The organism is Anaerococcus provencensis (genome assembly GCF_000312365.2).
In the GTDB taxonomy this organism is placed as follows: domain Bacteria; phylum Bacillota; class Clostridia; order Tissierellales; family Peptoniphilaceae; genus Anaerococcus; species Anaerococcus provencensis.
Genome location: NZ_HG003686.1, coordinates 309,366 through 335,714 on the forward strand (window position 1 = coordinate 309,366; position 26,349 = coordinate 335,714).

General features: G+C 33.7%; 25 protein-coding genes, 1 tRNA gene, 1 rRNA gene and 1 other annotated feature (1 of these 28 cut by a window edge). Of the genes, 17 read left to right on the forward strand and 10 right to left on the reverse strand.

Annotation, left to right across the window (positions count from 1 at the left end):
• Positions 1-297 (forward strand) — a sequence feature (23S ribosomal RNA rRNA prediction is too short); it begins 1,180 nt to the left of the window's first position.
• Positions 298-466: 169 nt separating this feature from the next.
• Positions 467-583, forward strand: a 5S ribosomal RNA gene (gene rrf / locus BN38_RS04220).
• A gap of 1,023 nt (positions 584-1,606) precedes the next feature.
• Here rrf and BN38_RS04225 read toward each other — a convergent pair.
• The 7 genes from BN38_RS04225 to BN38_RS04255 all read right to left on the reverse strand — a co-directional run bounded on the left by BN38_RS04225 (position 1,607) and on the right by BN38_RS04255 (position 9,713).
• Positions 1,607-2,263: an HAD family hydrolase gene (locus BN38_RS04225; protein WP_044565749.1), complete on the reverse strand. Its 657-nt coding sequence runs from the start codon at positions 2,261-2,263 to the stop codon at positions 1,607-1,609.
• A 592-nt stretch (positions 2,264-2,855) separates the two neighbouring features.
• Positions 2,856-3,812, reverse strand: a complete 957-nt coding sequence (locus tag BN38_RS04230; RefSeq protein WP_044565750.1) for a CAMP factor family pore-forming toxin — start codon at positions 3,810-3,812, stop codon at positions 2,856-2,858.
• Positions 3,813-4,068: 256 nt separating this feature from the next.
• Positions 4,069-4,989: a hypothetical protein gene (locus BN38_RS04235; protein ID WP_044565751.1), complete on the reverse strand. Its 921-nt coding sequence runs from the start codon at positions 4,987-4,989 to the stop codon at positions 4,069-4,071.
• Positions 4,990-5,068: 79 nt separating this feature from the next.
• Entirely contained in the window at positions 5,069-5,902 is an 834-nt protein-coding gene (locus BN38_RS04240) for a DUF6612 family protein (RefSeq protein ID WP_044565752.1), read from the reverse strand.
• 20 nt (positions 5,903-5,922) lie between these two features.
• Positions 5,923-6,792 carry a DUF6612 family protein gene (locus tag BN38_RS04245; RefSeq protein ID WP_044565753.1) on the reverse strand — a complete coding sequence of 290 codons (870 nt, stop codon included), beginning with the start codon at positions 6,790-6,792 and terminating at the stop codon, positions 5,923-5,925.
• 225 nt (positions 6,793-7,017) lie between these two features.
• On the reverse strand, positions 7,018-8,616 hold the full coding sequence (locus BN38_RS04250) for a Na/Pi cotransporter family protein (protein WP_044565754.1): 1,599 nt from the start codon (positions 8,614-8,616) through the stop codon (positions 7,018-7,020).
• Between the two features lie 362 nt (positions 8,617-8,978).
• Positions 8,979-9,713, reverse strand: a complete 735-nt coding sequence (locus tag BN38_RS04255; RefSeq protein ID WP_044565755.1) for a ZinT/AdcA family metal-binding protein — start codon at positions 9,711-9,713, stop codon at positions 8,979-8,981.
• Between the two features lie 335 nt (positions 9,714-10,048).
• Between BN38_RS04255 and BN38_RS04260 the strand changes: the two genes are divergently transcribed.
• The 10 genes from BN38_RS04260 to BN38_RS04305 all read left to right on the forward strand — a co-directional run bounded on the left by BN38_RS04260 (position 10,049) and on the right by BN38_RS04305 (position 19,667).
• Positions 10,049-10,124, forward strand: a tRNA-Gln gene (locus tag BN38_RS04260).
• Positions 10,125-10,147: 23 nt separating this feature from the next.
• The gene (locus BN38_RS04265) at positions 10,148-10,873 is read left to right on the forward strand and encodes a hypothetical protein (RefSeq protein ID WP_044565756.1); all 726 of its coding nucleotides are present in this window, start codon (positions 10,148-10,150) and stop codon (positions 10,871-10,873) included.
• 147 nt (positions 10,874-11,020) lie between these two features.
• Positions 11,021-11,863: a BglG family transcription antiterminator LicT gene (licT, locus tag BN38_RS04270; protein ID WP_044565757.1), complete on the forward strand. Its 843-nt coding sequence runs from the start codon at positions 11,021-11,023 to the stop codon at positions 11,861-11,863.
• A gap of 16 nt (positions 11,864-11,879) precedes the next feature.
• Positions 11,880-13,778 (forward strand): beta-glucoside-specific PTS transporter subunit IIABC, encoded by a 1,899-nt coding sequence (locus BN38_RS04275; RefSeq protein WP_044565758.1) that lies wholly within the window; start codon positions 11,880-11,882, stop codon positions 13,776-13,778.
• An 8-nt stretch (positions 13,779-13,786) separates the two neighbouring features.
• Positions 13,787-15,211 carry a 6-phospho-beta-glucosidase gene (locus BN38_RS04280; protein WP_044565759.1) on the forward strand — a complete coding sequence of 475 codons (1,425 nt, stop codon included), beginning with the start codon at positions 13,787-13,789 and terminating at the stop codon, positions 15,209-15,211.
• Positions 15,212-15,467: 256 nt separating this feature from the next.
• Positions 15,468-16,142 carry an ABC transporter ATP-binding protein gene (locus BN38_RS04285; protein WP_049944441.1) on the forward strand — a complete coding sequence of 225 codons (675 nt, stop codon included), beginning with the start codon at positions 15,468-15,470 and terminating at the stop codon, positions 16,140-16,142.
• Positions 16,129-16,893, forward strand: coding sequence for a hypothetical protein (locus tag BN38_RS04290; RefSeq protein WP_044565760.1), 765 nt, complete (start codon positions 16,129-16,131; stop codon positions 16,891-16,893). Before BN38_RS04285 ends, BN38_RS04290 begins: the two co-directional genes overlap by 14 nt.
• Positions 16,883-17,791: a hypothetical protein gene (locus BN38_RS04295; RefSeq protein WP_044565761.1), complete on the forward strand. Its 909-nt coding sequence runs from the start codon at positions 16,883-16,885 to the stop codon at positions 17,789-17,791. Before BN38_RS04290 ends, BN38_RS04295 begins: the two co-directional genes overlap by 11 nt.
• On the forward strand, positions 17,788-18,468 hold the full coding sequence (locus BN38_RS04300; RefSeq protein WP_049944442.1) for a response regulator transcription factor: 681 nt from the start codon (positions 17,788-17,790) through the stop codon (positions 18,466-18,468). Before BN38_RS04295 ends, BN38_RS04300 begins: the two co-directional genes overlap by 4 nt.
• The gene (locus BN38_RS04305; protein ID WP_044565762.1) at positions 18,468-19,667 is read left to right on the forward strand and encodes a sensor histidine kinase; all 1,200 of its coding nucleotides are present in this window, start codon (positions 18,468-18,470) and stop codon (positions 19,665-19,667) included. Before BN38_RS04300 ends, BN38_RS04305 begins: the two co-directional genes overlap by 1 nt.
• A 27-nt stretch (positions 19,668-19,694) precedes the next feature.
• Here the strand turns inward: BN38_RS04305 and BN38_RS04310 are convergent, their stop codons facing one another.
• The 3 genes from BN38_RS04310 to BN38_RS04320 all read right to left on the reverse strand — a co-directional run bounded on the left by BN38_RS04310 (position 19,695) and on the right by BN38_RS04320 (position 21,701).
• Positions 19,695-20,417: a hypothetical protein gene (locus tag BN38_RS04310; protein WP_044565763.1), complete on the reverse strand. Its 723-nt coding sequence runs from the start codon at positions 20,415-20,417 to the stop codon at positions 19,695-19,697.
• Positions 20,418-20,484: 67 nt separating this feature from the next.
• Positions 20,485-21,102, reverse strand: coding sequence for a hypothetical protein (locus BN38_RS04315; protein WP_044565764.1), 618 nt, complete (start codon positions 21,100-21,102; stop codon positions 20,485-20,487).
• Positions 21,103-21,128: 26 nt separating this feature from the next.
• Positions 21,129-21,701 carry a hypothetical protein gene (locus BN38_RS04320; protein WP_044565765.1) on the reverse strand — a complete coding sequence of 191 codons (573 nt, stop codon included), beginning with the start codon at positions 21,699-21,701 and terminating at the stop codon, positions 21,129-21,131.
• Between the two features lie 178 nt (positions 21,702-21,879).
• Between BN38_RS04320 and BN38_RS04325 the strand changes: the two genes are divergently transcribed.
• The 6 genes from BN38_RS04325 to BN38_RS04345 all read left to right on the forward strand — a co-directional run bounded on the left by BN38_RS04325 (position 21,880) and on the right by BN38_RS04345 (position 26,302).
• Positions 21,880-23,127, forward strand: a complete 1,248-nt coding sequence (locus tag BN38_RS04325; protein ID WP_044565766.1) for a putative DNA modification/repair radical SAM protein — start codon at positions 21,880-21,882, stop codon at positions 23,125-23,127.
• A complete protein-coding gene (locus BN38_RS04330; RefSeq protein WP_044565767.1) occupies positions 23,124-23,855 on the forward strand; it encodes a TIGR03915 family putative DNA repair protein in 732 nt (243 codons plus the stop codon). Before BN38_RS04325 ends, BN38_RS04330 begins: the two co-directional genes overlap by 4 nt.
• Positions 23,856-23,908: 53 nt before the next feature.
• Positions 23,909-24,307: a DUF4256 domain-containing protein gene (locus BN38_RS04335; RefSeq protein WP_268257889.1), complete on the forward strand. Its 399-nt coding sequence runs from the start codon at positions 23,909-23,911 to the stop codon at positions 24,305-24,307.
• The gene (locus tag BN38_RS11615) at positions 24,304-24,441 is read left to right on the forward strand and encodes a DUF4256 domain-containing protein (RefSeq protein WP_407636499.1); all 138 of its coding nucleotides are present in this window, start codon (positions 24,304-24,306) and stop codon (positions 24,439-24,441) included. The genes BN38_RS04335 and BN38_RS11615 overlap by 4 nt, the downstream gene beginning before the upstream one ends.
• Positions 24,442-24,528: 87 nt before the next feature.
• The gene (locus tag BN38_RS04340; RefSeq protein ID WP_044565768.1) at positions 24,529-25,200 is read left to right on the forward strand and encodes a response regulator transcription factor; all 672 of its coding nucleotides are present in this window, start codon (positions 24,529-24,531) and stop codon (positions 25,198-25,200) included.
• Positions 25,190-26,302 carry a sensor histidine kinase gene (locus BN38_RS04345; protein WP_044566366.1) on the forward strand — a complete coding sequence of 371 codons (1,113 nt, stop codon included), beginning with the start codon at positions 25,190-25,192 and terminating at the stop codon, positions 26,300-26,302. The genes BN38_RS04340 and BN38_RS04345 overlap by 11 nt, the downstream gene beginning before the upstream one ends.
• Positions 26,303-26,349: the final 47 nt, after the last annotated feature.

The window sequence follows — 26,349 nt, forward strand, 5'->3', positions numbered from 1 at the left end:
TCAGAACGTCGTGAGACAGTTCGGTCCCTATCCAGCGTGGGCGTAAGAAATTTGCGAGGAGCTGTCCCTAGTACGAGAGGACCGGGATGGACATACCACTGGTGTACCAGTTGTTTCGCCAGAAGCATAGCTGGGTAGCTAAGTATGGCATTGATAAGTACTGAAAGCATCTAAGTACGAAGCAACCCTCAAGATAAGATTTCTAAAAGAAGGTAAAGAAAATACCTTAGATAGGTCCAAGGTGTAAGTACAGTAATGTATTAAGCTAAAGGATACTAAACTTTAAATCTTGACTGGAAATATTGTGCCTGCCCTATCCCAATTCATCAAAGATGAATTGATGGAAGGTCAGCCGCCAGATTTGTTCAAGGTGCGAAAGCAGCTTGAATACAAATTACGGCGTAGACTCAGGATAGAGTGGGGTTTATCTAAAAGATAGACTGCTATTTAGAAGGTTCAAAAAATATATAGTGACGATAGCAATGAGGATACACCTGTACCCATACCGAACACAGAAGTTAAGCTCATTAACGCCGATGGTACTCGGAGGGTGACCTCCCGGTAGAGTAGGAAGTCGCTAAATTACTAAGAGCTGGTAATATTACCAGTTCTTTTTATTTACATAATAATACACCTGTCACAAAAACCTGTTTGCTTCGCAAACTCTTCCGTGCTCTACGAAAATCGGTTCTATCGAACCTAACCGTGCTTCCGCACTAGTTTTTCGGGTTAAAAGCCCAAAATCAATGGGCTTTTAACTGCATTCAGTTTTCGGCATAAACGATTGTGTTCGAACTCCTGGACCCGAAATCAACGGGTGTTTATGTATACCGAACACAGAAAATTAGCCCGTGCGGCTCATAAAGAACCCTCCATGGAATGGTCGGTGAAGCCGAAAGCCTCATAACGCCGATGGTACTCGAAAGCAGGCCCGTCCGGCCAGGGGAGGACCCACCACGGAGTGGTTCACCAAAGGTGAAGGCTGTCCGCCTCCTTTAGGACCGGCCTCCCGGTGAGTGTTAAATTTGACTTGATTTGGCACATTTAACCCCAAAATGAGCCACGGGAGTGGCGGTGAATTAGCGAAGCTAATGAGTTTTGGTGGAAGCTGCTGAATTAAAGAAAGCCCGTCCGGCTAGAGGAGGAAATTATCCCCGCCATATTAGGGGTCCGTGGAATGGTCGAGCGAAGCGAGAGGGGCTGTTGCAAAATAGATAAATCGTTCCTATATCATTCGAGCACCCTCCCAGAAAGGTCTCAACCAGCCGACGGGCTAAACGCCTCCCTAAGCCGGCGGGCTAAACCTCAAACTTTATGGGAGTGCACTCCAATGATGGAACGATAGATATCTATCAATTTGCAACAGCCCCTTTTTTAGTTTAATACACCTGTAAGGGAAAATTGTTTGCTAGGCAAGATAATTCGCCTACTGAAAAATCTTAATATCTTCTCCAGCTAAATATTTTTTATAATTTTATAAAAAAAGACAAAGTCCAATATTATGGAATTTGCCTTTGTCGATATTTAAGATTATTGTAAATATATTTACTCTATTAAATGATTTAGTATTACTGGTTGAATATAATTACTTATGACGTGTTTTAATTTAAGAATTTATTTCATCTATGATTCTTATTATCTCTTCTAAAGATTTCACTACATATTTAGTCCTATCTAAATACTCATCTTTAGGTATTTTCATATCTGGCACGCATATTACAGGAATACCAGCACTGTATCCTGCTAAGATACCGTTTTCGCTATCTTCTATGACTAAACATTCTTCCTTATCGAATCCTAATAATTCATTTGCTTTAGTAAAAATTTCTGGGTTTGGCTTGCTCTTACTTATGTCTTCTGCAAAGACAAAGCCTTCAAAGTAGTGTTTAATGTCGTGTTTTTCTAGTATATTTATTGCTCTTTCTCTAGTACTTGATGAAGCAACGACCATTTTTATATTATTATCATTTAGGTAAGTTAATAATTCGTTTACACCAGCTTTTAGGTCAACTCCTTTTGCTAACATTGATTTTTCAGTACTTATAACTAAGTCGAAACACTCGTCAAAGGAAAGAGGTAGTTTATATTGATCAATTAAATTATTTACATTTTTCTCTTCAGTTTTTCCGGAAAAATTATAGGCATAATCGTATTTAGTAAAGTCATGACCAAAATCAGACAATATTTTTTTATATATCCTATAGGAGACAATTTCTGTATCTATTATGACACCATCAAAATCAAAAATAATTCCTCTAATCATTCATTTCCTCCAAATTTAATGTTGTTTAAAATTACTGTACCATAAAATATAATTCCATACGATTGTTTTCATTATTGTAATGATGATAAGCTTATAATAGAATAATGCCTAATTTATAAAAGATTATTGGCCTTTAATTTGATTTAATTTCCTGTATTACTAATATAATAATTAGAAAGATAATAACATTTTATGAATAAAGCTAATGCACATAATAGATTTACCTCTTCTGAAACATCACCTTTTTAGTACAAAAATATTGTGTTAATAATACCATTCTCATATTAAAGCTCTAAGTAATCTTAGTGGAAGATGGACTTATTTTCACATTATGGAGGCAAAAAAATGGCCTTACATGTACTTTGCTTAGCTCCTTTTTAAACAGGTTACGAATAAAGGTGAACTTTTATGAATAAAGAATGAAATTTGTGAAGATTATATGATATTAAGAATAGAGAAATTTTTTTACTATTATTTAAAAAAAGACAAAGCTCTTATAAAGGGACTTTGTCTTTTTATATTATCAGTAATTTTTCAATTTTAATGGAGGCTATTACAGGGTAATATTTTATAGTAGGAAATGATTAAAGCTTTAATTATTTTCTACAGATTCAATCTCATCTAAAGTAACATTACTAAATTCTGGGTCTATTAATTCTTCATCTTCTGGATTTTCAGTTACTTCTTCTTCATCGTAAGCTTCAGAATCTTCGGTTACTTCTTCTTCAGTTTCTGTATCTTCCTCTGTTATTTCTTCTTCGTTTGGACTTTCATTTACTTCAGCAATGTCGTTTTCTTCAGGACTTACGTCTTCTTCTCCTATTACAAAGTTATCTAAGAATTCTTGTAATTCAGCTGTTGCAGCTTTTATTTCTGCTACTGTAACTTTAGCTTTGTTTTTTGTATGAACTGCTTTTTTAATGGCTTGGTTTATTTCTTCTTTTTGCTCTTTTGTAGTCTCTTTGCTTCTTTTTAATTTTTTAGCTTCTTCTATAGCTTTGTTTAAATCTTTTTTAACATAAATAGTTGCTACATCTTCGTCAGTTATATCAGCTGAATTTTTTGCTAGCTCTTTGGCATTTTTAAGGTTTTCGATAGCCTTATCTAATTTTTGGTTGCTTGCAAAAGGATCAGCTAGAACTAATACTTCTTTTGTTATTTCAAGACCTATCTCAACGTGAGCTTTCTTTGTTTTGCCTTGGATATCTTCAATAGAGAATTTGATAGTTTCTATTGCTTCAGAAGCCAGTTCTACTTTTTTAGCTGCTTTTGCAGGATCAACTTTCTTTAAAACGTTGATTATGATATCGATAGCCTTTGCATAAGCTTGTCCACCAGGTATGTGGTTAACAATATTTTTTAATGCTTCTGCTTTTTTGATTATTGATGTAATAGTTTCTGGACTTACTGCATTTGGGTCTATTTCTATATAGTTAGTAGTGGCTGGTGTATTTAATGCATTAGCAGATGCTACCGTTGGTGCTACAGATGATAGTACGAATGATGCTGATAGTGCCATTCCTAGGATTTTAATTTTTGTGTTTTTCATATTTTATTCCTCCTCTTTATTTATGGTTTTATATTATCAGATATTAATTATTAATTAAATACACATTTTAGTGTATGTATATGAAACACATTAAAGTTAAATCATATAATAATTGGATGACAAAGGTATATTATCTTTATAGTAGCTAGATAATATTTATTTAGCTAGTTTTGCTATAAAGGATAGATTAATAAGAAAAGTGAACCAAGTTTTCTTGGTCCACCTTTACTGGAGAGTATATAGACTTTTGGGTATTTTAATTGCTATTAAAATCATGGTCGGTAAATAAGGATTCTATTGTGATTTTGTGGTCTTTTAGTTCGTCTATTTGAGGATCTAGCTCTAGGTTAACGCTCTTTAGCAATTTGCTTTCTTTATCAAATTCTATTTCCATTGATTTTTCTATTTCATCTTCTTCTACTAGCGTAAGTTCTATATTATATTCATTTTCTATATGTTTTAGAACATCTTTTGCGTCTTCTTTGAGACTAAGCTTTATGCTTTGATTATCTTCACTTACTTCTAGTTCATCTTTTAAGTCCATGACAGCTTGGATCAGCCTATGGTAGTCCGGATGGAGGTCAAAGTTGTCAACTGTTGCTTCTGTTACTGTGGTTTCTTCTTCGCCAGCTTGTCTTTCTAAAATAGTAGCTTTGGTATTGTCATTTTCATCAAAAGTAAATTCTTGATAGTATCCGTCGCTTGATTCTGAAATTGTATCAGCCTTTATAGCTTGCAAATCGCCACCATATAGGGCATCGGCATCAAAAGTTTGGGTAGTAGTATTTTCTGGGTCTATTTTTTGAATCTTAGTCTTCATGAGGACTTTTCTTACTTTGTCATTTTCTGTTTTTATTTGCTCAAACAAGGCTTCTTTTTCAGTTGAGTCTTCACTATCCTCTTGATCTTCTTCCATCTTGTCTTCTTTATCGACATCATTTTCTTTTACTGCTTCTGATTCGTCTTTTTCATCTACTGGTTGATCGTCAGTCTTTGATACTTCATCATTTGACTCATCTTCATTGCTTGTGTCACTTGTTTTAGTATTTTCTGTATCATTTGCCGTAACTTCACTTGTTTCTTTTGGAGGTATACTTTCTTCGGTATTTCCATTGCAAGCTGTTAGTATGGACAGGGCAAGGGTTAGTATTAAATATTTGCCATTTTTAACTTTCATTTTAATCTCCTTTTCTAAATTATTCTTCTAATAAAGCCTTTACTTCATCAGGTACATTTATTTCATCTATTTCGTTTATTTATTTGTATTCTGAGGTGTAATTATATAATCTAACGTCTCCGTTTTCATCGGTGAATTCTATCTCAAAATCATAAGAAATAGGGTATAAATTATCCTTGCGAAATTTGTGCCAAGACTTGACAGATGTTAGTTCGCCAACAAATACTTGACCTGATGTATCTCCTAAGATAATATCTTTCATTTCATTAATGTTTTCAGGATTGGATTCTAATTCTAGGGTATAATCATCAGAATTTTCACTTAACTCATAATATTCTTCAAGTTCTTTAAAAACCCTATTACTATTTTTATCGGTGTCTGAAACATTATAAACATCTTCTCCGTCCTCTGTCATCGGAGTTTTAACCCATCCACTGTCATCTTTTCTATAAACCATTAGATTATCAACTTGATAGGACTCCATTTCCATCTGGCCAACGCTTGCATCATATATAGTATATAGGGAGTGGTAAATGTTAGCTTCTTTATTGAATTCTACATAACCTTCGGTACCATTTACTTCTTCTGGATTGTCAGAATTAGCCTTAGCTATTTGTTGGGTGGTTGTGTCAATCTTGTAAGAATCCAGGCTAGCTTCCTCTGATAATTTATTAAAAAGTTCTTCTTTACTTAGACCCTCTGGCTCTTCTTCATTGTCTACTTGTGGATTATCAGCCTTTGATTCTTCCTCGCTTATATCATCTTCCTTGTTTTCTTCGTTAGTCTCTATATTTTCTGTTTCATTTGCAGTGACTTCGCTAGTTTCTTTTGTAGGGGTACTGTTTCCGCTACAAGCTGTTAAAATCGACAGAACAAGTGCTAAAATTAAAATTTTTCCTTTTTTATCTTTCATTTAATATTTCCCTTCCTATTTTATTCTTCTAATAAAGCTTTTACTTCATCCGGTATAGGGATTTCTTCTACTGCATTTACCTCTTTATAGACATCGCTATTTTTATACAGAGTTAAGTCACCGTTTTCATTTATTGACTCGGCTTCCAAAGCATAGCTGATTGGATAAAGAGTTTCTTTGTCAAATTTGTGGTTAATCCTAATAGTTGTTAGTTCACCATCAAATATTTGCTCAAATTCATCACCCATTATCAAATCTTTGATTTCTTCGAGGTTGTCTGGTGTTGTTTCTATCTCTATAAGATAGTAATCATCAGTTTCGCTTACTGTGTAGTAATCATCAAGTTCGTTTACTATTATATTGTTCTCGTCATTTGCTTCGTTTTCTGGTATTTCAGTTCTCATCCACCCGCTAGCATCTTGTCTTGTGACTGCAACTTTGCCATTTTGATAAGTTTCAGTTTCCATTTCACCTACAGCAGGGTCGTGAATCTGATATAGGGCATGGTAGATGTGTGGCTCTTTGATATATTCAAGCTTTGCATCAGTGGAACTTATTACTTCTGGATTATCAGAATTTGCTTTTGCAATTTTTTCTGCGGTAGTTTCAATCTTGTAGGATTCTAAACTAGGAAGTTCATTTAATTTGCTAAATAGTTCTTCTTTGCTTAACTTTTCTTCTTCCTGGCTTTCTGATTTTTTCTCTTCTTCCTTAGCTTCCTTATCTTCTGCTTTATTATCTTCGATTGTTTCGACTGTATTTTCTGTAGTATCGTCCTCTGTTTCACTTTTGGATAGCTCTGCCTTATTATCATTTTGATCGGCCGTATCATTACATGATGTAAGTAGGGCCAAGCTAATAACAAAGGCTAAGCTTGTTTTATATTTCATATATTTTCCTCTCGCTATCTTTTCTAAAATTATAAACCACAAAAAGTTTTGTGATAAGATTTGTTTAATTAACAAATAATTGTAATTTGCTTTACTATATAAATATATGTTTTTATTACCCGATTATAAAAAAGATAAACAAAAAATAGCGAACATTACGAATAAATAATTGGACTTTAGCTAAAGTTTGCACAAAAAAATCGACAGATTTCTCTGCCGATTATTTTATATGGATATTTTTGCTGTTTTTGATAGGTATGAAGATATTCTTTCCAAAGCTGTTAGAGTTTTCTCGTATATTAAGCCGCTTTCTGGATCGCATTGTCTTTCTCTCATTCTTAGCATATGTTCATATCTACATTTTTCTACATCTCTTTGTACGATTTTGTAGTTTTCACTTGTTATTTTTACTCTTTCATCTTTTGGTAAGTCTTCTCTCAATGCCTTTAGCATTTTTATCGTGTATTCATTTAGTGCGTACAAATCGTCATAAGCTATGTTTGTGAAGTCTAATTTTTGTTCAGCTTTAAGTTTTGCAACATCTGCAACATTTTTGGCATGATCGCCAACTCTTTCTAGATTTCTTGATATTCTCAAATAAGAAACGAAATTTGCTGATGTATCTTCATCCATAGACATGGATAAAGCATCTATAATGAAAGCAGATATTTCTTTATTTAAGTGGTTGATAATTCTTTCTCTGTGGAAAATATCGTGGTATTTATCCTCATCAAAGTTTACCAAGATGTCCATTGAATCTTCGTAATTAAGATCTACTATGGTCAATAGTCTATTTATTTCCGCCCTAACATCTGTAAATGTAGCATTTACATCTTTTGTTATATTCTTGTTGATATATTGCAAGCTCATTTCTTCTTGTTCTTTGTCTTTGCCAGGAATAAGACTTACAGATAAGTCTGCAAGTTTTCTTGAAAAAGGAATTAGAATAATGGTTGTTACAAGGTTAAACAAGGTGTGCAGATTTGCTATTTGTGCAGCTGGCAAGTCCCTAGAATGCCTTAATACAATTTCATCTATTGGCACAAACATAGCCAAAATAATGAATATGATTGTTCCTATGATGTTAAAAAGTACGTGGGCAAGGGCTGTCCTCTTTGCATTTTTGGATGATCCAAGCGCAGATAGGACTGATGTAATACAAGTTCCTATATTAAAGCCAAACACTATGTACATAGATGATTTTAGTGGTATCACACCTTGGTTAGCAATAGCTTGTAAGATACCCAGAGATGCTGATGACGATTGAATAATGGCAGTAATAATTGTTCCAGCCAATACTCCTAACAAAGGATTTTGAAATTTGGTCATAAGTGTGACAAAACCAGGATAATCCCTAAGTGGTTGCATAGCTGTGCTCATAAAATCCATGCCCATAAATAAAAATCCAAGTCCCATTATAGCTTGTCCTAAAAAAGTCTTCCTTTCTTTTTTAGCAAAAGTATTCAATACGAAGCCAATAAATGCAATTATAGGAGCTATGGCAGAAATATTTAAAGCAACAAGCTGTCCTGTAATGGTTGTACCAATATTTGCCCCCATTATTATCCCAACAGCTTGGTAGATATTCATCAGTCCTGCGTTTACAAAGCCAACAACCATAACTGTGGTTGCGGATGAAGATTGGATAATACCAGTAACTATGATACCGACCAAGATAGCCTTGAAAAAATTAGAAGTCATTTTTTCTATTATAACACGAAGCTTATCCCCAGCTGCAAGCTCTAGGCCCTTACTCATCATAGCCATCCCATATAAAAACAGGGCAAGACCACCCAATAATTCGATAAAATAATTAATTGACATATACCCTCCATTATCATTTATTATTTTTATCTTAATTTATTAAATTTTTTAGTAACTAATTAATGCTCACTTAATTACTCTGTTGAAGATTAAGACCTAACAAAAATAGTCCATTATAATAATTTTACCTTTTTTACTTTTAAGGTCTTCTATATAATTTTAATTTAGATAATAAGTTAGATTTGACTTAGAGGGTTAGTAGAAGTGGATGTTAATTTAGTAGGATGTTTGGATTTAAGCTTGATCAAAAAAGAATACAATTATAAGTAAAAGTAAGAGCTTGGAGAAATCCTATAGGCTTGCTCCAAGCATACACCTTACTTAGTAGAGATAAAACATAAATTTTGAAAGTGAAAATTAAATTATTCTGTAATTTCTTCTATCAATTGTTCATTAGTAGTTTCTGGAGATACTACTGTTGGGAACCATCCTTCTTTATTTAGTATTTCATCTAAATCATCACCATATCTAAAGTGGAAATGTACAAGATCTTCGTCAGGATTTATAGCCATCAAGATCATATATTTATATGGGGCATCATCATTTGTAGCTTCGAATATATTCCAAGTTATTTTGTGTTCGCCTACCATTTGATTTTCTGTTTTAGAGAATTCGTAAGTTCCTTCACCTATAGTTTTTCCATCTTTATCTGGAAAATTATCCAAGAATGTTATCTTATCGCCGTCAACAACTAGACCTGCAAAATTAGTCTTTCTTTTTTCTAGATAATCATCCTTTGCCTTGCTTTCTTCAACACCATCTTTTTCAGCTAGAGTTGCGTAAGCTGGTTGGATATCATCATCCTCTAAATATTCGTACATACTATTCCATTTGCCATCCCAATCAGACAAACTTACATCATCATCTGATTCTTCACTTTCTTCTTTTTCTTCTGCTTTATTATCATCAGTTTTTGTAGACTCATCATCTGTTTTGTTTGCGTCATCATTTTCAGCAGAATTATCTTTAGATTCTTCTACTTGTTGACTAGTATCCTCGGAAGCCTTATCTTCTTTAGCTTGATCATTTCCACAAGCGCTAAAAACTAATCCAAGTGATAGAACACTGGCAATAACTAATCTATTTTTATTTTTCATATAAACTCTCCTCTTATAGCAGTTATTTTTTATCTATTTACTAAATAATAATAACATTAATTTGACATATAGTCAATAATGATTTTCATTATCATATATTAGAAGATTTTTATTAAATTAAGAGTTAAAATTACCCATGATAAGGTAAAAAATAAGAAAACTTTAAATTTTATAATAATTTATAAAAAGCGAGGATGATCCATGAAAAACTACTGATCAAAAGCTTTTACAAAGCTAGAATGAAAGCATGATGGATATTTTTAAAAAGTTAGAGTAACTGAATCTTTAAAAGGCTTTATTACTTGGGAAATAAGTGATATAATTATAATACTTGTTGGGATATAGCCAAGTTGGGAAGGCACCAGATTCTGACTCTGGAGAGCGTAGGTTCGAGTCCTACTATCCCAGCCATTTTTTATGTGAGGGATTAAACTATGGATAAAAATATAGTAAAACAATTGGAAAATGATTTTGGCAATAAAAATTTACTAGATGGTAAAAATCATTTTATATTAAATGACTACGATGATAGTTTCCTATCCTATAATCGCCATCATCTTGCCATAAATTGCGTGGGCACTTCCTTATTGGTTCGCTCCTCTGATAAAAATTTATTAGAAGAATTAGAAAAAGAGTATAGTGATTATCCTGCAGAATGGTTTATGGAAACGCCGAATCTTATAAAATTACAAAATATCCTTAATAACCACAATATGACCCTAAAAAATATGGGTCCTCTTATGGGACCTAGTAGAAGTTTTAAGAAAATAGATAGTCTCTATGAATTTACTAGAATAAAAGAAGAAGACTTTTCGAAATTTAAGGGCGTTACTAAGCACGCCTTTAGCTTTGATGATGGTATTTGGAAGGATAGACTCGCCCTAGCTTACTATGATAAAGAAAAACTTATAGCCATAGTAGGTGCCAATCAAAACTCAAAATACTTGTGGGAAATAGGAGTAGAAAAATTTGACAAGCCTCCTAGATATAAAAATGTGACTTCACATTTAGTAAATAATCTAGCAGACATAGCAAGAGAAGAAAACCCAGAAATAACAGTAATATACTCCACCCAATTTTCCCATGTAAAGTCCATGAATGTGGCAGCAAGAGCAGGATACGACTTTGCTTTTTCGTTTCTTGCGGGAGATATTAAGTAAAGACTTGTAATATTATTATAAAGTGTTATAATTTAATAAGATACTTAGATGGATAGTTATTGTTAAGTCAAGCTAAACCTATTTGCTTATCTTTTTTGATGAGCAAATAGGTTTTTTTATTGCAAGAAAGTGGGGTGATTCGATGATATGAAAATTAATAGACTGATTAATAATAACATTGTTAGTATTAATGAAGATGGTATCGAAAAGATAGTGATGGGTAAGGGATTAGGATTTGCTAAGAAGCCTGGAGATAGGCTTGACGAGTCCAAAATTGAAAAAATCTTTATTATAGAAAAGAATGAAGATGTCGATAAATATCTTCAGTTACTCAAAGAAATACCTGTAGAATATTTTATATTTAGCGAAGAGATTATAAGCGAAGCAGATGAAAAATTTGGCAAAAAGATGAATTCTTCCATACATATAAGTTTGGCAGATCATATCTACAATAGTGTTAAGAGGAATAGAGACAATATTACAATAAAAAACGTTCTAACATCTGATATCAGAAGGTATTATCCGGAACATTATAATATAGGTATTGGTGCAATAAATACTTTAAATGAAAAATACAATTTAGATTTGAATGAAGATGAAGCTAGCTTCATTGCACTTCACATTATTAATTCTTATTCTGATAACACAGGAAACAGTGAAGTTGAGGAAATAACTTCAATAATAAACGCGGTTTTAAAAATTATAAAATATGAATTTAACCAAGATTTGAGAGAATCTAGTATTCACTACGATAGATTTATAACTCATTTAAAGTTTTTTGCTAAGAGAGTTATTTCTAACGAAAAGTATGAAGGTGCAATAGATTTTGATTTATTTGAATTAGTTAAAACCAAATATAAGCTAGCATATGAAGTTTCCCTTAAGGTAAAGAAATTTATTGAAGAAACTTATGGATACGAAGTTAGCAATGATGAACTGCTTTATTTAACAGTTCATATAGAAAATATAATAAATAAAACAAATAAATGATTTAAAAGGAGAATATATGGGCAAGTATGCAGACCTAGCTACATTTATTATTGATAATGTAGGTGGTAAAGAAAATATTAATAGTCTAACACACTGTATTACAAGACTTAGATTTAAACTAAAAGATGAATCTAAAGCTAATGATGAAGCTTTAAAAAACAACGATGGCATTGTTACAGTTATGAAAAGTGGTGGTCAATATCAAGTAGTTATAGGTAACCATGTTCCAAGAGTCTATGAAGATGTTATGGAACAACTAGATTTTGACGAGAATGCTGTAAGTGACACAAATGAGGATAAAAATATCTTTGATAGATTTATAGACTTAATGAGTGCTGTTTTCCAACCTATTTTGGGCGTTTTGGCAGCATCAGGTATATTAAAGGGTTTGGCAGCATTATTTGCAGCACTAATCCCAGGTTTTAAGGATGGAGGAACTTACCTTTTCTTAGTAGCAATAGGGGATACTTTTTTCAATTTCCTACCAATAGTAGTTGCTTATTCCACATCTAAAAAGTTTAAGCTAAATCCTATTGTCGCAATAACACTTGGAGCTGGATTAATGTATCCAACTATACAACTAAGTGCTTTAAAAGAAGCTGGAGCAATGGGAACTATACCAGTAATAGGAGATTATTATTCTAAATTTTTAGGAATTCCTTTTGTACCAGCAAACTATACTGGATCAGTTGTGCCAGCGTTAGCATTAGTAGCATTTGCAAGTATTGTTGAGAAAAAAGCTAAAGACATAATTCCTAATGTGTTTCAAGGCTTCTTTGTTCCATTTTTCACCCTATTGATATCACTAACATTCGGATATTTGGTCATTGGTCCAGTTATGAGCCTGCTAACCAATTTATTAATGGGATTCTTTGAAACTATGATTGCTTTTTCACCTGTAGTATTTGGGGCCTTAATGGGATTTTTCTGGCAAGTCTTAGTTATATTTGGCTTGCATTGGGCAATCATACCTATTGGAATAGCAGCATTTCAGGCTAATGGTTTTGATAGGATCATGGTTGCTAATGCATATCCATCATTTGCACAAACAGGTGCATTAATTGCTATGTATCTAAAGATGAGAGATAAAAATAAAAAAGCTTTGGCTGTTCCTGCTATAATTTCAGGTATTTTTGGTATAACTGAACCTTCAATTTATGGTTTTACACTACCAGAGAAAAAACCGTTCTATTATTCAATGATAGGTGGAGGAATAATTGGTGCAGTATCAATGCTTCTTGGACAAACTAGATATAATCAAGGTGGACTTGGAATATTCTATGCTATAAACTTATCAAACCCAAATGGAGACTTCAAGGCTGATACAATCAAGACACTTATACTAATGCTATTAGCTACACTTATTGGCTTTCTCCTAACATACTTTTTCTGGAAACCAAAAGAGGAAAGAAAATCAGAAGATAATACAAATATTAATAAAGCAGCAAAAGATGTAAACAAAGTAGAAATTGTTACAGCTCCTGTAAATGGTAAACTTGTTAAATTATCTGACATAGAAGATGATGCTTTCAAATCTGGAGTTCTTGGAAATGGGGTAGCTATTATACCAGAGGATAGAACATTTGTATCACCAGTGACAGGCACAATAACAACATTATTTAATACAAATCACGCTATTGGAATAACATCTGACTCTGGAGTTGAAGTGCTTATCCATGTTGGTATGGATACTGTTAATGCAGAAGGAAGAGGATTTACTCCTCTTATCAAAGAAGGTGAGAAAGTAGCAATAGGTCAACCTATACTAAATGTAGACTTAGATTTACTAAAGAGTGAGGGATTCTCAACAACAACACCAATTGTGATAACAAACACTGATGAATTTTTAGATGTTTTACCACTAGAAAATTTAGATGTAAAAGCAGAAGATGAAATAATAAAAATAATATTATAGGAGGTCAAATGCCATTTAGAGAAGATTTTTTATGGGGTGGAGCAACTGCAGCAAATCAATGTGAAGGTGCTTATAACGAAGATGGTAGAGGTCTTGCTAATGTAGACCTTTGTCCAGTTGGAGAGGATAGACGAGGGGTCATTACCGGCTTTACTAAAATGTTAGATTTTGATGACGATCATTTTTATCCAGCTCAAGAAGCTATTGATATGTACCATCATTATAAAGAAGATATCGCTCTTTTTGCAGAGATGGGTTTTAAAACTTATAGATTTTCTATAGCATGGTCAAGAATATTCCCAAATGGAGATGAAAAATCACCAAATGAAGCTGGTTTGAAATTCTATGAAGATTTAATAGATGAGTGTTTAAAATACAATATAGAACCTTTAATTACCATAACTCACTTCGACATACCAATGCATTTGGTAAAAGAATATGGAGGATGGAAAAATAGAGAAATCATAACTTTCTATGAAAATCTAGTTAGATCTATCTTTACTAGATATAAGGGTAAGGTTAAATATTATCTTACATTCAATGAAATAAATATGATAATGCATGCATCTTTCTTGGGAGCAGGTTTAGTTTTTGAAGAAGATGATGATATAGAAAAAATCAGATATCAAGCTGTACATCATGAGCTTGTTGCCAGTGCCTTAGCTACAAAAATTGCCAGAGAAATAGATCCTGAAATAAAAATTGGCTGTATGCTAGCGGCAGGATTGTATTACCCAGCAAGTCCAAAACCAGAAGACGTGTTTGAAGCACAGAAGAAAAATAGAGAGAATTATTTCTTCACTGATGTTCAATCAAGAGGTTATTATCCATCCTATAAGCTAGAGGAATTAAAGAAAAAAGATCTTATGCCTATTATGGAAGATGGTGATGAAGAGATATTAAAGAATAATACGGTAGATTTCATATCATTCTCATACTATTCATCAAGGATGGTATCTAGCGATAAAAACGGTGATAAAAAAGAATCAAATATCTTTGAATCTGAAAAGAACCCATACCTTAAAGAATCAGAATGGGGCTGGGCAATAGATCCACTAGGCCTACGCATTACCATGAATGATATCTACGATAGGTATCAAAAACCATTATTTATAGTTGAAAATGGTCTTGGCGCTATAGATACACCTGATGAAAATGGATATGTTGAAGATGATTATAGGATTGATTATCTAAGAGAGCATATAAAAGTGATGAAAAATGCTGTGGAAATTGATGGTGTGGATTTGTTGGGCTATACAACATGGGGTCCAATAGACTTGGTTTCAGCAGGAACTGGACAAATGAAGAAAAGATATGGCTTTATATATGTTGATAGAGATGATTTTGGCAATGGAAGCCTAAAAAGAAGCAAAAAGAAATCATTTGATTGGTACAAAAAAGTAATTGCATCAAATGGAGAAGATTTAGATTAGAAAAGTGGTGGTGGATTTTTATCTACCATCACTTTTAATTTCCAGTTTAAATGACTTGAACTAAATCAATCGAAAGAAAGAATTCTTTATGTTAAATCTTCTGCTGGGAGATACATAAGTATAAATTTATAAGTACAGCCTCTTAAAAGTATTATTAGTACAACTTTTAAGAGGCTTTTATATTTAAGCTTAATTTAAGGTTCTTTAAGTTTATTCTTAGCATAATGATTTATCCTATTATTAGGAGGTAAGCAATATGCTAAAAGTAAGTAATTTACATAAGAATTTTGATGATCATATTATTTATAATGGTTTTAATTTAGATATTAATAAAGGAGAGATTTTTGCGCTGATTGGACCTAATGGGATTGGCAAGACTAGTCTCATTCGTATGATTTTGGGTCTAGATAAGGATTATTCTGGCAATATTGACTACAATGGTTTTAACATTGGATATTCTCCAGAAACTCCTAATTTTCCAGATATTTTGACTGCTATGGAGCTTTTGGAACTTATTAAAAATGCTCATGGAACTAGTGATGATTTAGAAGATTTGATGAGAAAAGTAGGCCTTGATCCTGCTAATAAAACTAAGCTTTCTAAGTATTCCAAAGGTATGATCCAACGACTTGCTGTAGCTCAAAGCCTTATTGGCAATCCTGATATCATTCTCCTTGATGAACCATCAAGTGGTTTAGATTTTTTTGGGCAAATGGCTATGCAAGATTTGATAAAATCGCTCAAATCTTCTGATAAGGCAATAGTTCTAAATTCCCACCTACTTTGGGATGTGGAACGTATATGTGATAGGGGGGTTATAATTATGGGTCCTGATAGTTTTAAGTATTTTACTAGAAATGATTTTAGGGAGAAGTCCTTGGCTGATATTTTTATAGATTTTGGAAGGGAGGTAAATTATGACCCTCGTTAAACTACATATAAGGGAAAATCTGTCTAAGTCTTCATTTGTAATCTTTGCCATAATAGGAATACTTATTACAGCTTTTGTTTCATCAAGTATTAGTCTTTCGGCACCTGGTGTTAACAGCAATTCAGAATTTGGCCAATACTCCACTGCTTGGACCTTAACCAATATGCTTGCTGCTCTTGCTGCTATTACACTTTCTATGGGTTCTTTTAGGAAACACTTAGCCAGTGGTTTGGTTGATATTTTGAAAGTCCATGGCAAATCCTTGGATAAGCAAGTTTCTGAGATTATAAGAGCCGATGTGATAATTAGTATTGCCATGGGTTTGATCTTGCTAGTTGGTATGGTTATAAATGTTATTATAAATCGTCCAAGCATTACCTTTCTTGGTTTTATCTTAGCTATCATAGTCTATCTAATAGCAATTCTTACAAGTAGCCTATTAATGTCAGTTTTCAACTTGATTTTGCCACCGGCTCCTGCAGCACTTTTTGGGGTGTTTTTTGTAATTGTTGGTGCTATGAGAGAAATTTTTAGGCTAATAGTAGAGATGACAGGTGGAGTCTTTGGCCAAGTTATGACTCATATTTTAAATATCTTTCCGCCTATAAGTGTTTTTGGAGAGATAGAGAGTGATTTATTTTTCGGCAACTTCACAAACTATAGGTCCCTTGTTCATAGCCTAATCTATTTGTGGCTTTTGCTTGGTATTTTGTATCTTGTAAAAAGATGGAGGCTAGGTCGTGAAAAGTAAAATCATTTATTTTTTAGCTGGTCTTGGACTTTTGCTTGCAAGTTTTTCTATGAGAATAACTACAATTGATTCAGTTAGTCTTGCACTTATTGATGAAGTAGAGACCTATGATACCACAAAACTTTGGAAAGGCTTTGAGATGTCTTCATATACCAAGGATATTTGGTATAATTTTAATAAGGAATTTAGGTATCAAAATGGCAAGATTATAGAAAAGCAACCAGATGATCCAGTAGTAGGGATTGAGGCATTGAAACTTGATGGCAAGCCACTTATTAAGGCTATTTCCTTTGATAAATTCAAAAATATTTACGGGGGAATGGGTGGCGTTACTAATCAAGAAGAAAACTACAAGTCAGTCTTTGTTCACGAGAGCTTCCATTGCTATCAGATGCAACATGGGCTAGATATGGTCCATGATGTAAGTGATGGCCAAAGTGAAGAAGAGGAAGACTACGATGAATTCATGGAAGCTATTGAAAAAATGGACAAGGACCCAGAATTTAAAAAACTGTGGGAAGCAGAATATATGGGACTTTTGGATCTTTATGATTCAGGAGATGCTGATAACTACAAAAAAGCAAAGGCTGAAAAAGAGGCCTATATCAAAAAGAACTTCCCTTCACTATTTGAAGATTTGATCTTTCATATAAACTACAAGCAATTTATAGAAGGTACGGCCCAATTAGTTCAAGACAAGTACATGGCAGATCAAACTGGTGTTGATGAGATTAAATTCGAAGATAGAGTCTTTTATAAATTGGAAAAGACTTTCTATACAGAGGGAGAACTAAAGGCTAGGATTTTGGATAAATATTACAAGCAATGGCGAGAAAATTTGAGTTTTGATGAGAAGAACAACCTTGACTTGATGATGGAAAGAGGACGAATTTTGTGAACGAACTAGTAATGGTAGTAGATGATAACAAGGAAATAAGAGATATTGTAAGGCTATATCTGACTAATTTTGGCTTTGAAGTAATGGAAGCTGGAAATGGCGTTGAGGCTCTTGAACTTTTGGATAAAAATTCTGTGGATCTCATAATTTTAGATATCATGATGCCAGAAATGGATGGGATTGAAGTCCTAAAAAAAATCGGTCAAGATAGGGATTTTCCAATAATATTTCTATCAGCCAAATCAACTGTCAAAGAAAGAATCGAGGGCCTATACCTAGGAGCTGATGACTACCTAGCCAAGCCCTTTGATCCAGGAGAATTACTTGCACGCTCTATAGCTCTTTTGCGTAGGCAAAAAAGAGCCAATACTGAAGAGATTAAAAGGGTGGGAAATCTTAGCTGGGATAAGGATAACAGACAAGTTTATAAAAATGATAAAATCCTAAGGCTTAGGGCCAAGGAATATGAACTTCTTACCATGTTTATGACAACTCCAGGCAAGGTTTTTACCAAGGGTGAGATTTATGAATACTTGTGGGGTGGAGACTTTATAAACGATGATAATACAATCATGGTTCATATTTCAAATTTAAGAGATAAGATTGAGGATAATCCCAAAAATCCAACTAGAATCATAACCATACGAGGACTTGGCTATATGATGAGGAAAGATTGATGAATACTAGGAAAAATATCTTAAAAAATACAGTGATTTTTATAATAGTTTTCATCATTGTAAGTCTTATTTTTCTGCTAAGCCTTGGCATAGTTTTTAACCAAAACAATGTTGAAAATTACGTTTCAAAGTATTTTCCAACTACAGAAACTGTAGATGACACAGCTATAGATTGGCAGGCAATCGACGCTTATGGTGGTTCGGGCTTTGTCCTAAAGGATGGGCATGTTATAAGGTCCTATAACAAGGACTTCAAGGACAAGTACTCAGAAAATGAACTCCTTGATATGCTTGCAGTAAATTCTGGATCAGAGACCAGGATGGTCTACAATACAAAAGATGGCAACAAGCTTTTTTTAGAATATGATAATGAGGCTGTCAAATACATCTGGCAAGTTGATATAAACCATGAAAAAGTTCCCCTAAAAACTGAAATTATTGCAATAGCCATTCTTATTGTCCTTATCTACCTTAGCATTATTTATGCCATAGTCAGATGGCTTTCAAGGCGCATCAACAAAGAGATGAGCGAAATATATAGTAAGGAAGAAGAGGAAAAAGACATGCTTTTCAGGGGCATAGCCCATGATGTAAAGACTCCGCTTTCTGTGATAATTTCTTATTCCAAGGCCCTTAACGATGAAATTATAGACAATGATAAGAAGGAAGTATACTTAGAATCAATAGAGAAAAATGCTAATATTTTAAATGATAGGGTAGATGAATTATTGGAATTTGCAAGTCTTGGCAGCAGGAATATTGACAAAGAATCCAAAGATATACTAGAGATTATAAGAAGGTATGTCGGCGATAACTATATGTATTTTTTGGATAATGGCGGGGAAATTGAAATTTTATTTGCTGAGTCAGACCAGGAAATTATCCCTGTTGATGAAAAACTATTAAAAAGACTCTTACAAAATATATTGCAAAATTCCATTGATCACAATGAAAATGATGTCAAAATATTTATAGATTACAGGCAAGATAAACTTATATTTAAAGATTCTGGCAAGGGCATTAGTAAAGATAAGGCTAGCAAAATCTTCAATCCTCTATATACAGGGGAGGAAAGTAGAACTGGTGACAAACTTCGTGGCATGGGCCTTTCTAATGTCAAGAGAATTTGTGATTTGCACGGTTGGAAAATACATTATGATAATGCTTTTATAATAGAATTTAAAAAATCCAAGGAATAAATCCCTGGATTTTTTTAAATTACTAACTTATGAAGCAAAGGAAACTGTGTTTGCTATTCCGTCTTTTACTTCGATATTTAATCCTAAACCAGAATCTGTTATACCTTGGTAGTATTCTATGAATTCTGCTGGAGTAAATATTTCTGGTTCAGCTAGGCCACCAACTGCTTGGAACTTAGTGTCAGAGTTGAATTTGAATTTGTATGTCTTTTTTTCAAGCTCTTTTGGACTAGCTTCAGAATTTGGATCTTCTCTGTAGTCCATGGTGCCTTCAACTATTAGTGTATCTTCTTCGATTTTGATACTAGAAATTGTAGCAAGACCCATGTCGCTATCGCGTTCTCCACCCTTTGATGCAACTAGGCTTGAAAAATAAACTCCGTCTTGGTCTTGGTAGTCCATATCTTTTTCACTTTCGCTCGTATTTTGTGAATCATCAGCATTTTCTTTGTTAGAATCTTCTTTGTTTTCTTCCTTATTTTGATTTTTGACATTTATTACTGTCTTTTCTTCTGCTTTTGATTCTTCGACTTTTTTGTCAGTTTCTGCTTTATCTTCGTTTTCACTAACTTCGGTATTGGCATCCTCAGATACATCTTCGATTAGCTCATCTTTTGGCTTATCTGTTGATTCGTCTTCCATACTAGCAACTACATCTTCACTAATGTTTTCTCCTGAATCAGAGTTTGTGCAAGATGCTAGGCTTACTGCTAAGATTGCAGTTAATAAAATTTTATTACTAATTTTCATAATATTCTCCTTGTTATATATTTTACCCTCTGTTTACAGATAAGAAAATATTTAAAGAGAATATATCTTATGAAGATATTGATACTAGAGTCACTAGTCCATCTTTTACATCGATAAATAGGGCTAGGCCTGAGTCTTTTACTTCTTCATAGAATTTCAAGAATTCTTCTTTAGTATAGACGGTAGGTTCTTGGTCTCCGCCTGCTGATTGGAGTTTAACATCAGGGCTTAAGTTAAAGTGGAAGGACCCCTTATCATATTTTTCGTCATCTTCTGTATTTTCTAGATCTACTAAATAATCTATAGTCCCATCTACGGTGAGAACATCATCTTCTATTGTTAGATTTGATACAAATCCAGCGTTGAAGTCTTCGCTACGTTCTCCATTTTTTGAAGCCATCAGTGTTGAGAAATATCTTCCATCACGTTCTTCTATAATCATCTCATCGCTTGGATCTGATTCTTCTTTTGCATCATCATTAGCTTCATCATTGGTATCTTCTTCTATATTTTCTTCTGGTTTTTCACTATCTGCCATAGCTTCGTTTTCTGCCACTTCAGAGGCTTTTTCTTCTGTTTCCACACTTGTTTGATTGTCTTCGCTTGTAGGTTCTGCTTCTGTTGCATTGCCACAACTAGCTAGAGCAAGTGCTAGAACTGCTGTCATTAATATTTTCTTTTTCATTATTTTCTCCTTTTTCTATAGTGATTTTATTTCAATCCCATGTGAACTTCCATCACAGTTCCATTGGCAACTTGTACAAATAAAGCAAGTTGCTGGTCCTTAGTTTCATTGTACATATTTAAGAATTCTTCTTGGGAATGGGTATTTGTCTCGGAACTTGAATTACTTTGTGTTGTAAATTGAGTGGCATCGTCTATTTTAAAGACATTAACCTGATTTTCTAAAGGCTTTGCCTCGCTGCTGGTATCATCATCTGAGAAAAAGTCTAAGCTTCCCTTAACAATTAGTTTATCGCCATCTATAGCTATATCATAAACATTGGCCCAAGACCCGTCAGCTTCTCTTTCTCCATTTCTGCCCGGCTCGAGACTAGAAGTGTAAGTCCCATCATCAATAATATTGATTCCATCGGCTGTATCTTCTTTTCCTTCATCGTTTGTATTGGTTTCTTTATTTGTTTCCTTTGAACGTTCATCATTATTTTCACTTACAAATTCTGTAGAAGTATCGGCAGATTCCTCTGAATCTTTTGAACAAGCAGAAAAAGTAAGGATTGCTAGTAGGGCTAACAAGGTCTTTTGTAAATTCTTTTTATTCATAAAACCTCCTTTTGTTTCTACATTTTATACCCGATTGCAAAAATTATTAACAACTTATTTGCACAAGTGAAATTAAATGATAATTACCGATAATTACTAGACAATTAGTGACTGGTATAGTATAGTGAATCCACTAGAAAATGTCTTTGAAAGTATATAAGTTTAGGGGAAATATAGAATGGATTTGAGAGATAAACTTGAGATTCTAGCTGATGCAGCCAAGTATGATGTGTCTTGCTCATCTAGTGGATCTAATAGAAAAAATCATAATAAAGGACTAGGTAATGGGTCAATGGGTGGCATATGCCATTCGTGGTCTGAAGATGGTAGATGTATTTCTCTGCTCAAAATCTTAATGACCAATTCTTGTATATATAATTGTGAATATTGCATAAATCGTAGGGACAATGAAACTAGAAGAGCCACATTTAGCCCAGAAGAAGTGGCAACTCTCACTATGAATTTTTACCGCAGAAATTATATAGAAGGCTTGTTTCTTTCATCTGGCATAATTAGAAATCCAGACCATACCATGGAACAATTGATAAGAGTTGCTGATTTGCTGAGAAACACCTACAAATTCAATGGATACATACACATGAAGGCAATTCCTGGGGCAAGCTATGACTTGGTAAGAAAAATGGGCCTGCTTGTAGATAGAATGTCTATAAATATTGAACTTCCAACCCAAAAAGCCCTATCAGAACTTGCACCAGAAAAGAAAATAGCAGACATTACCCGCCCAATGGCTGATGTAAAAAATGAACTAATGGTTTATGGAGCTGATAGGATGAAATTTCATCACACACCTAAGTTTCTACCAGCAGGGCAGACTACTCAAATGATAATTGGAGCAAATAGGGAAAGTGATTACGAAATCATCAAAGCTAGTGAGGATTTATACAATAATTACTCTTTAAAGAGAGTTTATTATTCGGGTTTTGTACCAGTTGTCAAATCAAAATGGACCCAAGGAATTGACAAAGCTCCGCTTTTGCGTGAACATAGGCTCTACCAAGCTGACTTTCTCATGCGTGGATATAAATTTTCCGCTGATGATATATTATCAGCTGTGAATTCTAACTTTGATTTAAGAATAGATCCCAAAACTAATTGGGCTATCAACAATATCGAAAGATTCCCCATAGAGATAAATACGGCAACTTATGACCAGTTGATGAAAGTTCCTGGTTTCGGCAGGACATATGCTAATAGGATTATCGCTGCTCGAAAATTCCACAGAATATCCTATGATAATCTAAGGCAGATGAAAATATCAACCAAACGCGCCCAGCATTTCATCTTAGTAAATGGAGTTTATAGAGGTCTACGTTTTAAAAATAAAAAGACCCTTAGGGATATGATGAGTGCACCAGACAATTCGAATTACCAACAATTATCAATGTTTGATAGGCAGCTTCCATGATTTATAATTACGATGGGACCTTTGACGGCTTAATGACTGTAATATTTGAAAAATACAAAGATATAGGGAAGTGTGAGATATCAAAGGAAAGTGACCAAGTAAACTTTCTAGCAAGTGAATTTGTAGAAACAAATCTAATAGAAGCTCAAAGAGTCATCAGGTCTATAAAAGATAATATAGGAGATGAATTCCTAACCGATGCCTACAAGGTATTTAAGTCAAAAGATGACACGAAAGAGGAAACCATAGCTATCACAGTCAAATCATGTCTTATATATGGCAGAATCTACCTGGGATCATCCAAAAAAGCCGCTATAAGATTTAGACAAATACTAAGAAATTTCAACCATGAAGTTCACACTTACAAGGGCCTAGTAAGATTTAGGGAAATCCAAGATAATTATTTACTAGGAGAAATAGAGCCGGAAAATGACATCATAGAACACTTGACTCCGCATTTTCTAAGAAGGATGCCAAAGGAAAAGTTTATAATCTATGATAAGAATCGTAAGAAGTCAAGTCTTTGCGAGAAGGGATCTTGGGAAATAGTAGAGATACTAGAAATGAATGGGGTAGATAGTAAAGAAGAAGAAATATTTAAAGACGCCTGGCAGGGATTTTATAAGGCCATAGGAATAGAGGAAAGAAAAAACCACAAGCTGATGATATCCAATATGCCAAAAAAATACTGGAAGTACCTACCTGAGAAGCAAAGTAGCTTAGATTAATTATATTAAAAATATGATTTACTCTCAATTCAAAGAGATTACAAAGGATAATTATGAAAGAAAAATTAATATCTACACTAAAAGAAAGATTCGATAAGACTTTAGACCTCCACTCAAAGGCAAATTGGGATGAAATTGAGGAGAAATTATTAAATGACAAGAAGTTATTAGAAACTTTGTGTATAATGGAAGAAACTGGTGGGGAGATAAATTTTGTTGACTTACCAATATTTTCTGGGCCAGTTTTCCTAGATTGTGCCAAGGAATCTCCCAAGGGACGCAGGAGTCTCTGCTATGACAAGGAAGCCAGAATAAAGAGAAAGAAAAATGCCCCAGATTCATCGGTAATGGAAGAAGCAGAAAATATGGGAATCAAAGTTCTAAATGAAAATCAATACTACTCCCTTCAAGAGCTTTTTGAATTTGATTTAAAAACATCGTCTTGGATTTGACTGAAGATGACTTAAGGACTAGGGGTGGAGCTTGCTTTTGTGAGAAGAGATATGGCAGAATCTTCACCTTCCACAACGGAGCTGATTCCTACTATGCTTCAAGAGGGTTTCGTGGATACATTGAATTAAATTAATATTATTAGAATTGACTAGAAAGCTAGTCTTTTTTTATGTAAATTTAACAAAAGATATTATATAATATCTGTAAAATGGAGGTAAGTATGCGTGTATTAGTTGTAGAAGATGATTTAGATTTAATAGAATTACTAGCTGAAGGTTTGACCATGTATGGTTATGCTGTTGATAAGGCGACAGATGGAGAAGAAGCCATTGATATGGCTTATGTTGAGACTTATGATGTGATTGTTTTGGATATCAATTTGCCAAAAAAGGACGGCTTTGAGGTTCTTGAGGAAATCCGTGACTTTAACAAAGAAGTAAATATCATAATGCTTACAGCACGTTCTGACATAGATGATAGGGTCAAGGGTCTTGATTTTGGAGCAAATGATTATATGGTAAAGCCTTTTGATCTAAAGGAGCTTGATGCCAGAATGAGGGCGCTTTTGAGAAGAAAATCTGTTACAGAAAATCCTATTTTGGAAGCTGGAGGCATGACTTTTGATACGACCACCCGTGAAGCCTTTGTAGGAGACAGGAAACTAAATCTAACCCAAAAAGAGACTGGTATTTTAGAATATCTATTTTTGAACAAGGAAAAATATGTATCCAGCGAGGAGCTCATAGATCACGTTTGGGATTCAAATGCTGATAGCTTCTCAAACTCTGTAAGAGTCCATATGTCCTCCCTTAGGAAGAAAATCAAAGAAGCTAGCGGAGAGAACAAAATAGAAAACATAATTGGCAAGGGCTATAGAATTTATGAAAACTGAGAAATTTTATCAATCTATTGTCTTTAAGTTGATTTTTGCAGTTGTAATCATTTTTATAGCCATGATTACCATTACAAATTACTTGATTAATCAAAAGCAAATAGAGATGACAGAGCTAATGCTTAAGCAAATTGAAGAATGGATGCCTAATTATAAGAATTCCATAGTTGTAACAGTAAACAACGCCCACTTACAATCGTCAGCAGATTTTAAAATATACACCTTTATAGTAACAGGAATTGTGATATTGACCGGGTCTTTGATTTTTGCCTTTATCATTACAAAAATTTTGGATCCCCTAAAGGAACTTCAAAAAAACATCGCAAAGGTTGATATCGATAGGCCAGAAACTTTTTCTGAAAAACTATTGATAGAAGATGGGTCAAGTGAGATAGTCGATTTGTCAGAAAGTTTTAACAATCTCATGGATAGGGTCTACAAAGACTACAAAAAACAAAAGGACTTTTCAGCAAATGTGGCCCATGAACTGCGCACACCAGTTGCTGTTATGAAGGCCCAAGTCGATGTTTTTAAGAGAAAAGAGATGGATGATGAAACTTCAGTTTTTGTTGAGAAAATGGATAAGTCTCTAGAAAAACTAACAAACCTTATAAATTTAGTCCTTATGTTTTCCAAAAATCAGGAGCCTCATATAAGTAAGGTTTGCATAAATTCATTAATAGAAGAGATATTGTTTGACCTAGAAGATAAAATTGCAGATAAGGGTATCAAGGTGAATTTTGATAATGATGCGGATCTATGCATCAAGTCAGATGATGCGCTCTTGCAAAGATTGTTATTTAATATAATAGAAAATTCTATAAAATACAACATCCAAGATGGATTTATAAATATAGAAACAAAAGTTGATAATGATAAATTAACAATAGAGATAGCAGATTCTGGCATTGGTATGACCGATGAACAAAAAAGGAAAATATTTGATCTCTTCTACCAGGCTGACAAATCAAGAAATGGTGAAGGCTTTGGAATTGGCCTATCCTTATCAAAACAAATAGCAGATTCTTTGGGAGCAAAGATTGAGGTTTTGGACAATGAGCCCATGGGAAGTAAGTTTTTGATCAACTTCAAACAATCTTAACAAGGATTTAACAATTCATTTGCTAATATTGTTGTAGAGGTAATGAT

Bases quoted from the DNA above. Each gene is read 5' to 3' on its own strand.
- BN38_RS04225 (WP_044565749.1), bottom strand. From the start codon at position 2,263: ATGATTAGAGGAATTATTTTTGATTTTGATGGTGTCATAATAGATACA.
- BN38_RS04230 (WP_044565750.1), bottom strand. From the start codon at position 3,812: ATGAAAAACACAAAAATTAAAATCCTAGGAATGGCACTATCAGCATCA.
- BN38_RS04235 (WP_044565751.1), bottom strand. From the start codon at position 4,989: ATGAAAGTTAAAAATGGCAAATATTTAATACTAACCCTTGCCCTGTCC.
- BN38_RS04240 (WP_044565752.1), bottom strand. From the start codon at position 5,902: ATGAAAGATAAAAAAGGAAAAATTTTAATTTTAGCACTTGTTCTGTCG.
- BN38_RS04245 (WP_044565753.1), bottom strand. From the start codon at position 6,792: ATGAAATATAAAACAAGCTTAGCCTTTGTTATTAGCTTGGCCCTACTT.
- BN38_RS04250 (WP_044565754.1), bottom strand. From the start codon at position 8,616: ATGTCAATTAATTATTTTATCGAATTATTGGGTGGTCTTGCCCTGTTT.
- BN38_RS04255 (WP_044565755.1), bottom strand. From the start codon at position 9,713: ATGAAAAATAAAAATAGATTAGTTATTGCCAGTGTTCTATCACTTGGA.
- BN38_RS04265 (WP_044565756.1), top strand. From the start codon at position 10,148: ATGGATAAAAATATAGTAAAACAATTGGAAAATGATTTTGGCAATAAA.
- licT (WP_044565757.1), top strand. From the start codon at position 11,021: ATGAAAATTAATAGACTGATTAATAATAACATTGTTAGTATTAATGAA.
- BN38_RS04275 (WP_044565758.1), top strand. From the start codon at position 11,880: ATGGGCAAGTATGCAGACCTAGCTACATTTATTATTGATAATGTAGGT.
- BN38_RS04280 (WP_044565759.1), top strand. From the start codon at position 13,787: ATGCCATTTAGAGAAGATTTTTTATGGGGTGGAGCAACTGCAGCAAAT.
- BN38_RS04285 (WP_049944441.1), top strand. From the start codon at position 15,468: ATGCTAAAAGTAAGTAATTTACATAAGAATTTTGATGATCATATTATT.
- BN38_RS04290 (WP_044565760.1), top strand. From the start codon at position 16,129: ATGACCCTCGTTAAACTACATATAAGGGAAAATCTGTCTAAGTCTTCA.
- BN38_RS04305 (WP_044565762.1), top strand. From the start codon at position 18,468: ATGAATACTAGGAAAAATATCTTAAAAAATACAGTGATTTTTATAATA.
- BN38_RS04310 (WP_044565763.1), bottom strand. From the start codon at position 20,417: ATGAAAATTAGTAATAAAATTTTATTAACTGCAATCTTAGCAGTAAGC.
- BN38_RS04315 (WP_044565764.1), bottom strand. From the start codon at position 21,102: ATGAAAAAGAAAATATTAATGACAGCAGTTCTAGCACTTGCTCTAGCT.
- BN38_RS04320 (WP_044565765.1), bottom strand. From the start codon at position 21,701: ATGAATAAAAAGAATTTACAAAAGACCTTGTTAGCCCTACTAGCAATC.
- BN38_RS04325 (WP_044565766.1), top strand. From the start codon at position 21,880: ATGGATTTGAGAGATAAACTTGAGATTCTAGCTGATGCAGCCAAGTAT.
- BN38_RS04330 (WP_044565767.1), top strand. From the start codon at position 23,124: ATGATTTATAATTACGATGGGACCTTTGACGGCTTAATGACTGTAATA.
- BN38_RS04335 (WP_268257889.1), top strand. From the start codon at position 23,909: ATGAAAGAAAAATTAATATCTACACTAAAAGAAAGATTCGATAAGACT.
- BN38_RS04340 (WP_044565768.1), top strand. From the start codon at position 24,529: ATGCGTGTATTAGTTGTAGAAGATGATTTAGATTTAATAGAATTACTA.
- BN38_RS04345 (WP_044566366.1), top strand. From the start codon at position 25,190: ATGAAAACTGAGAAATTTTATCAATCTATTGTCTTTAAGTTGATTTTT.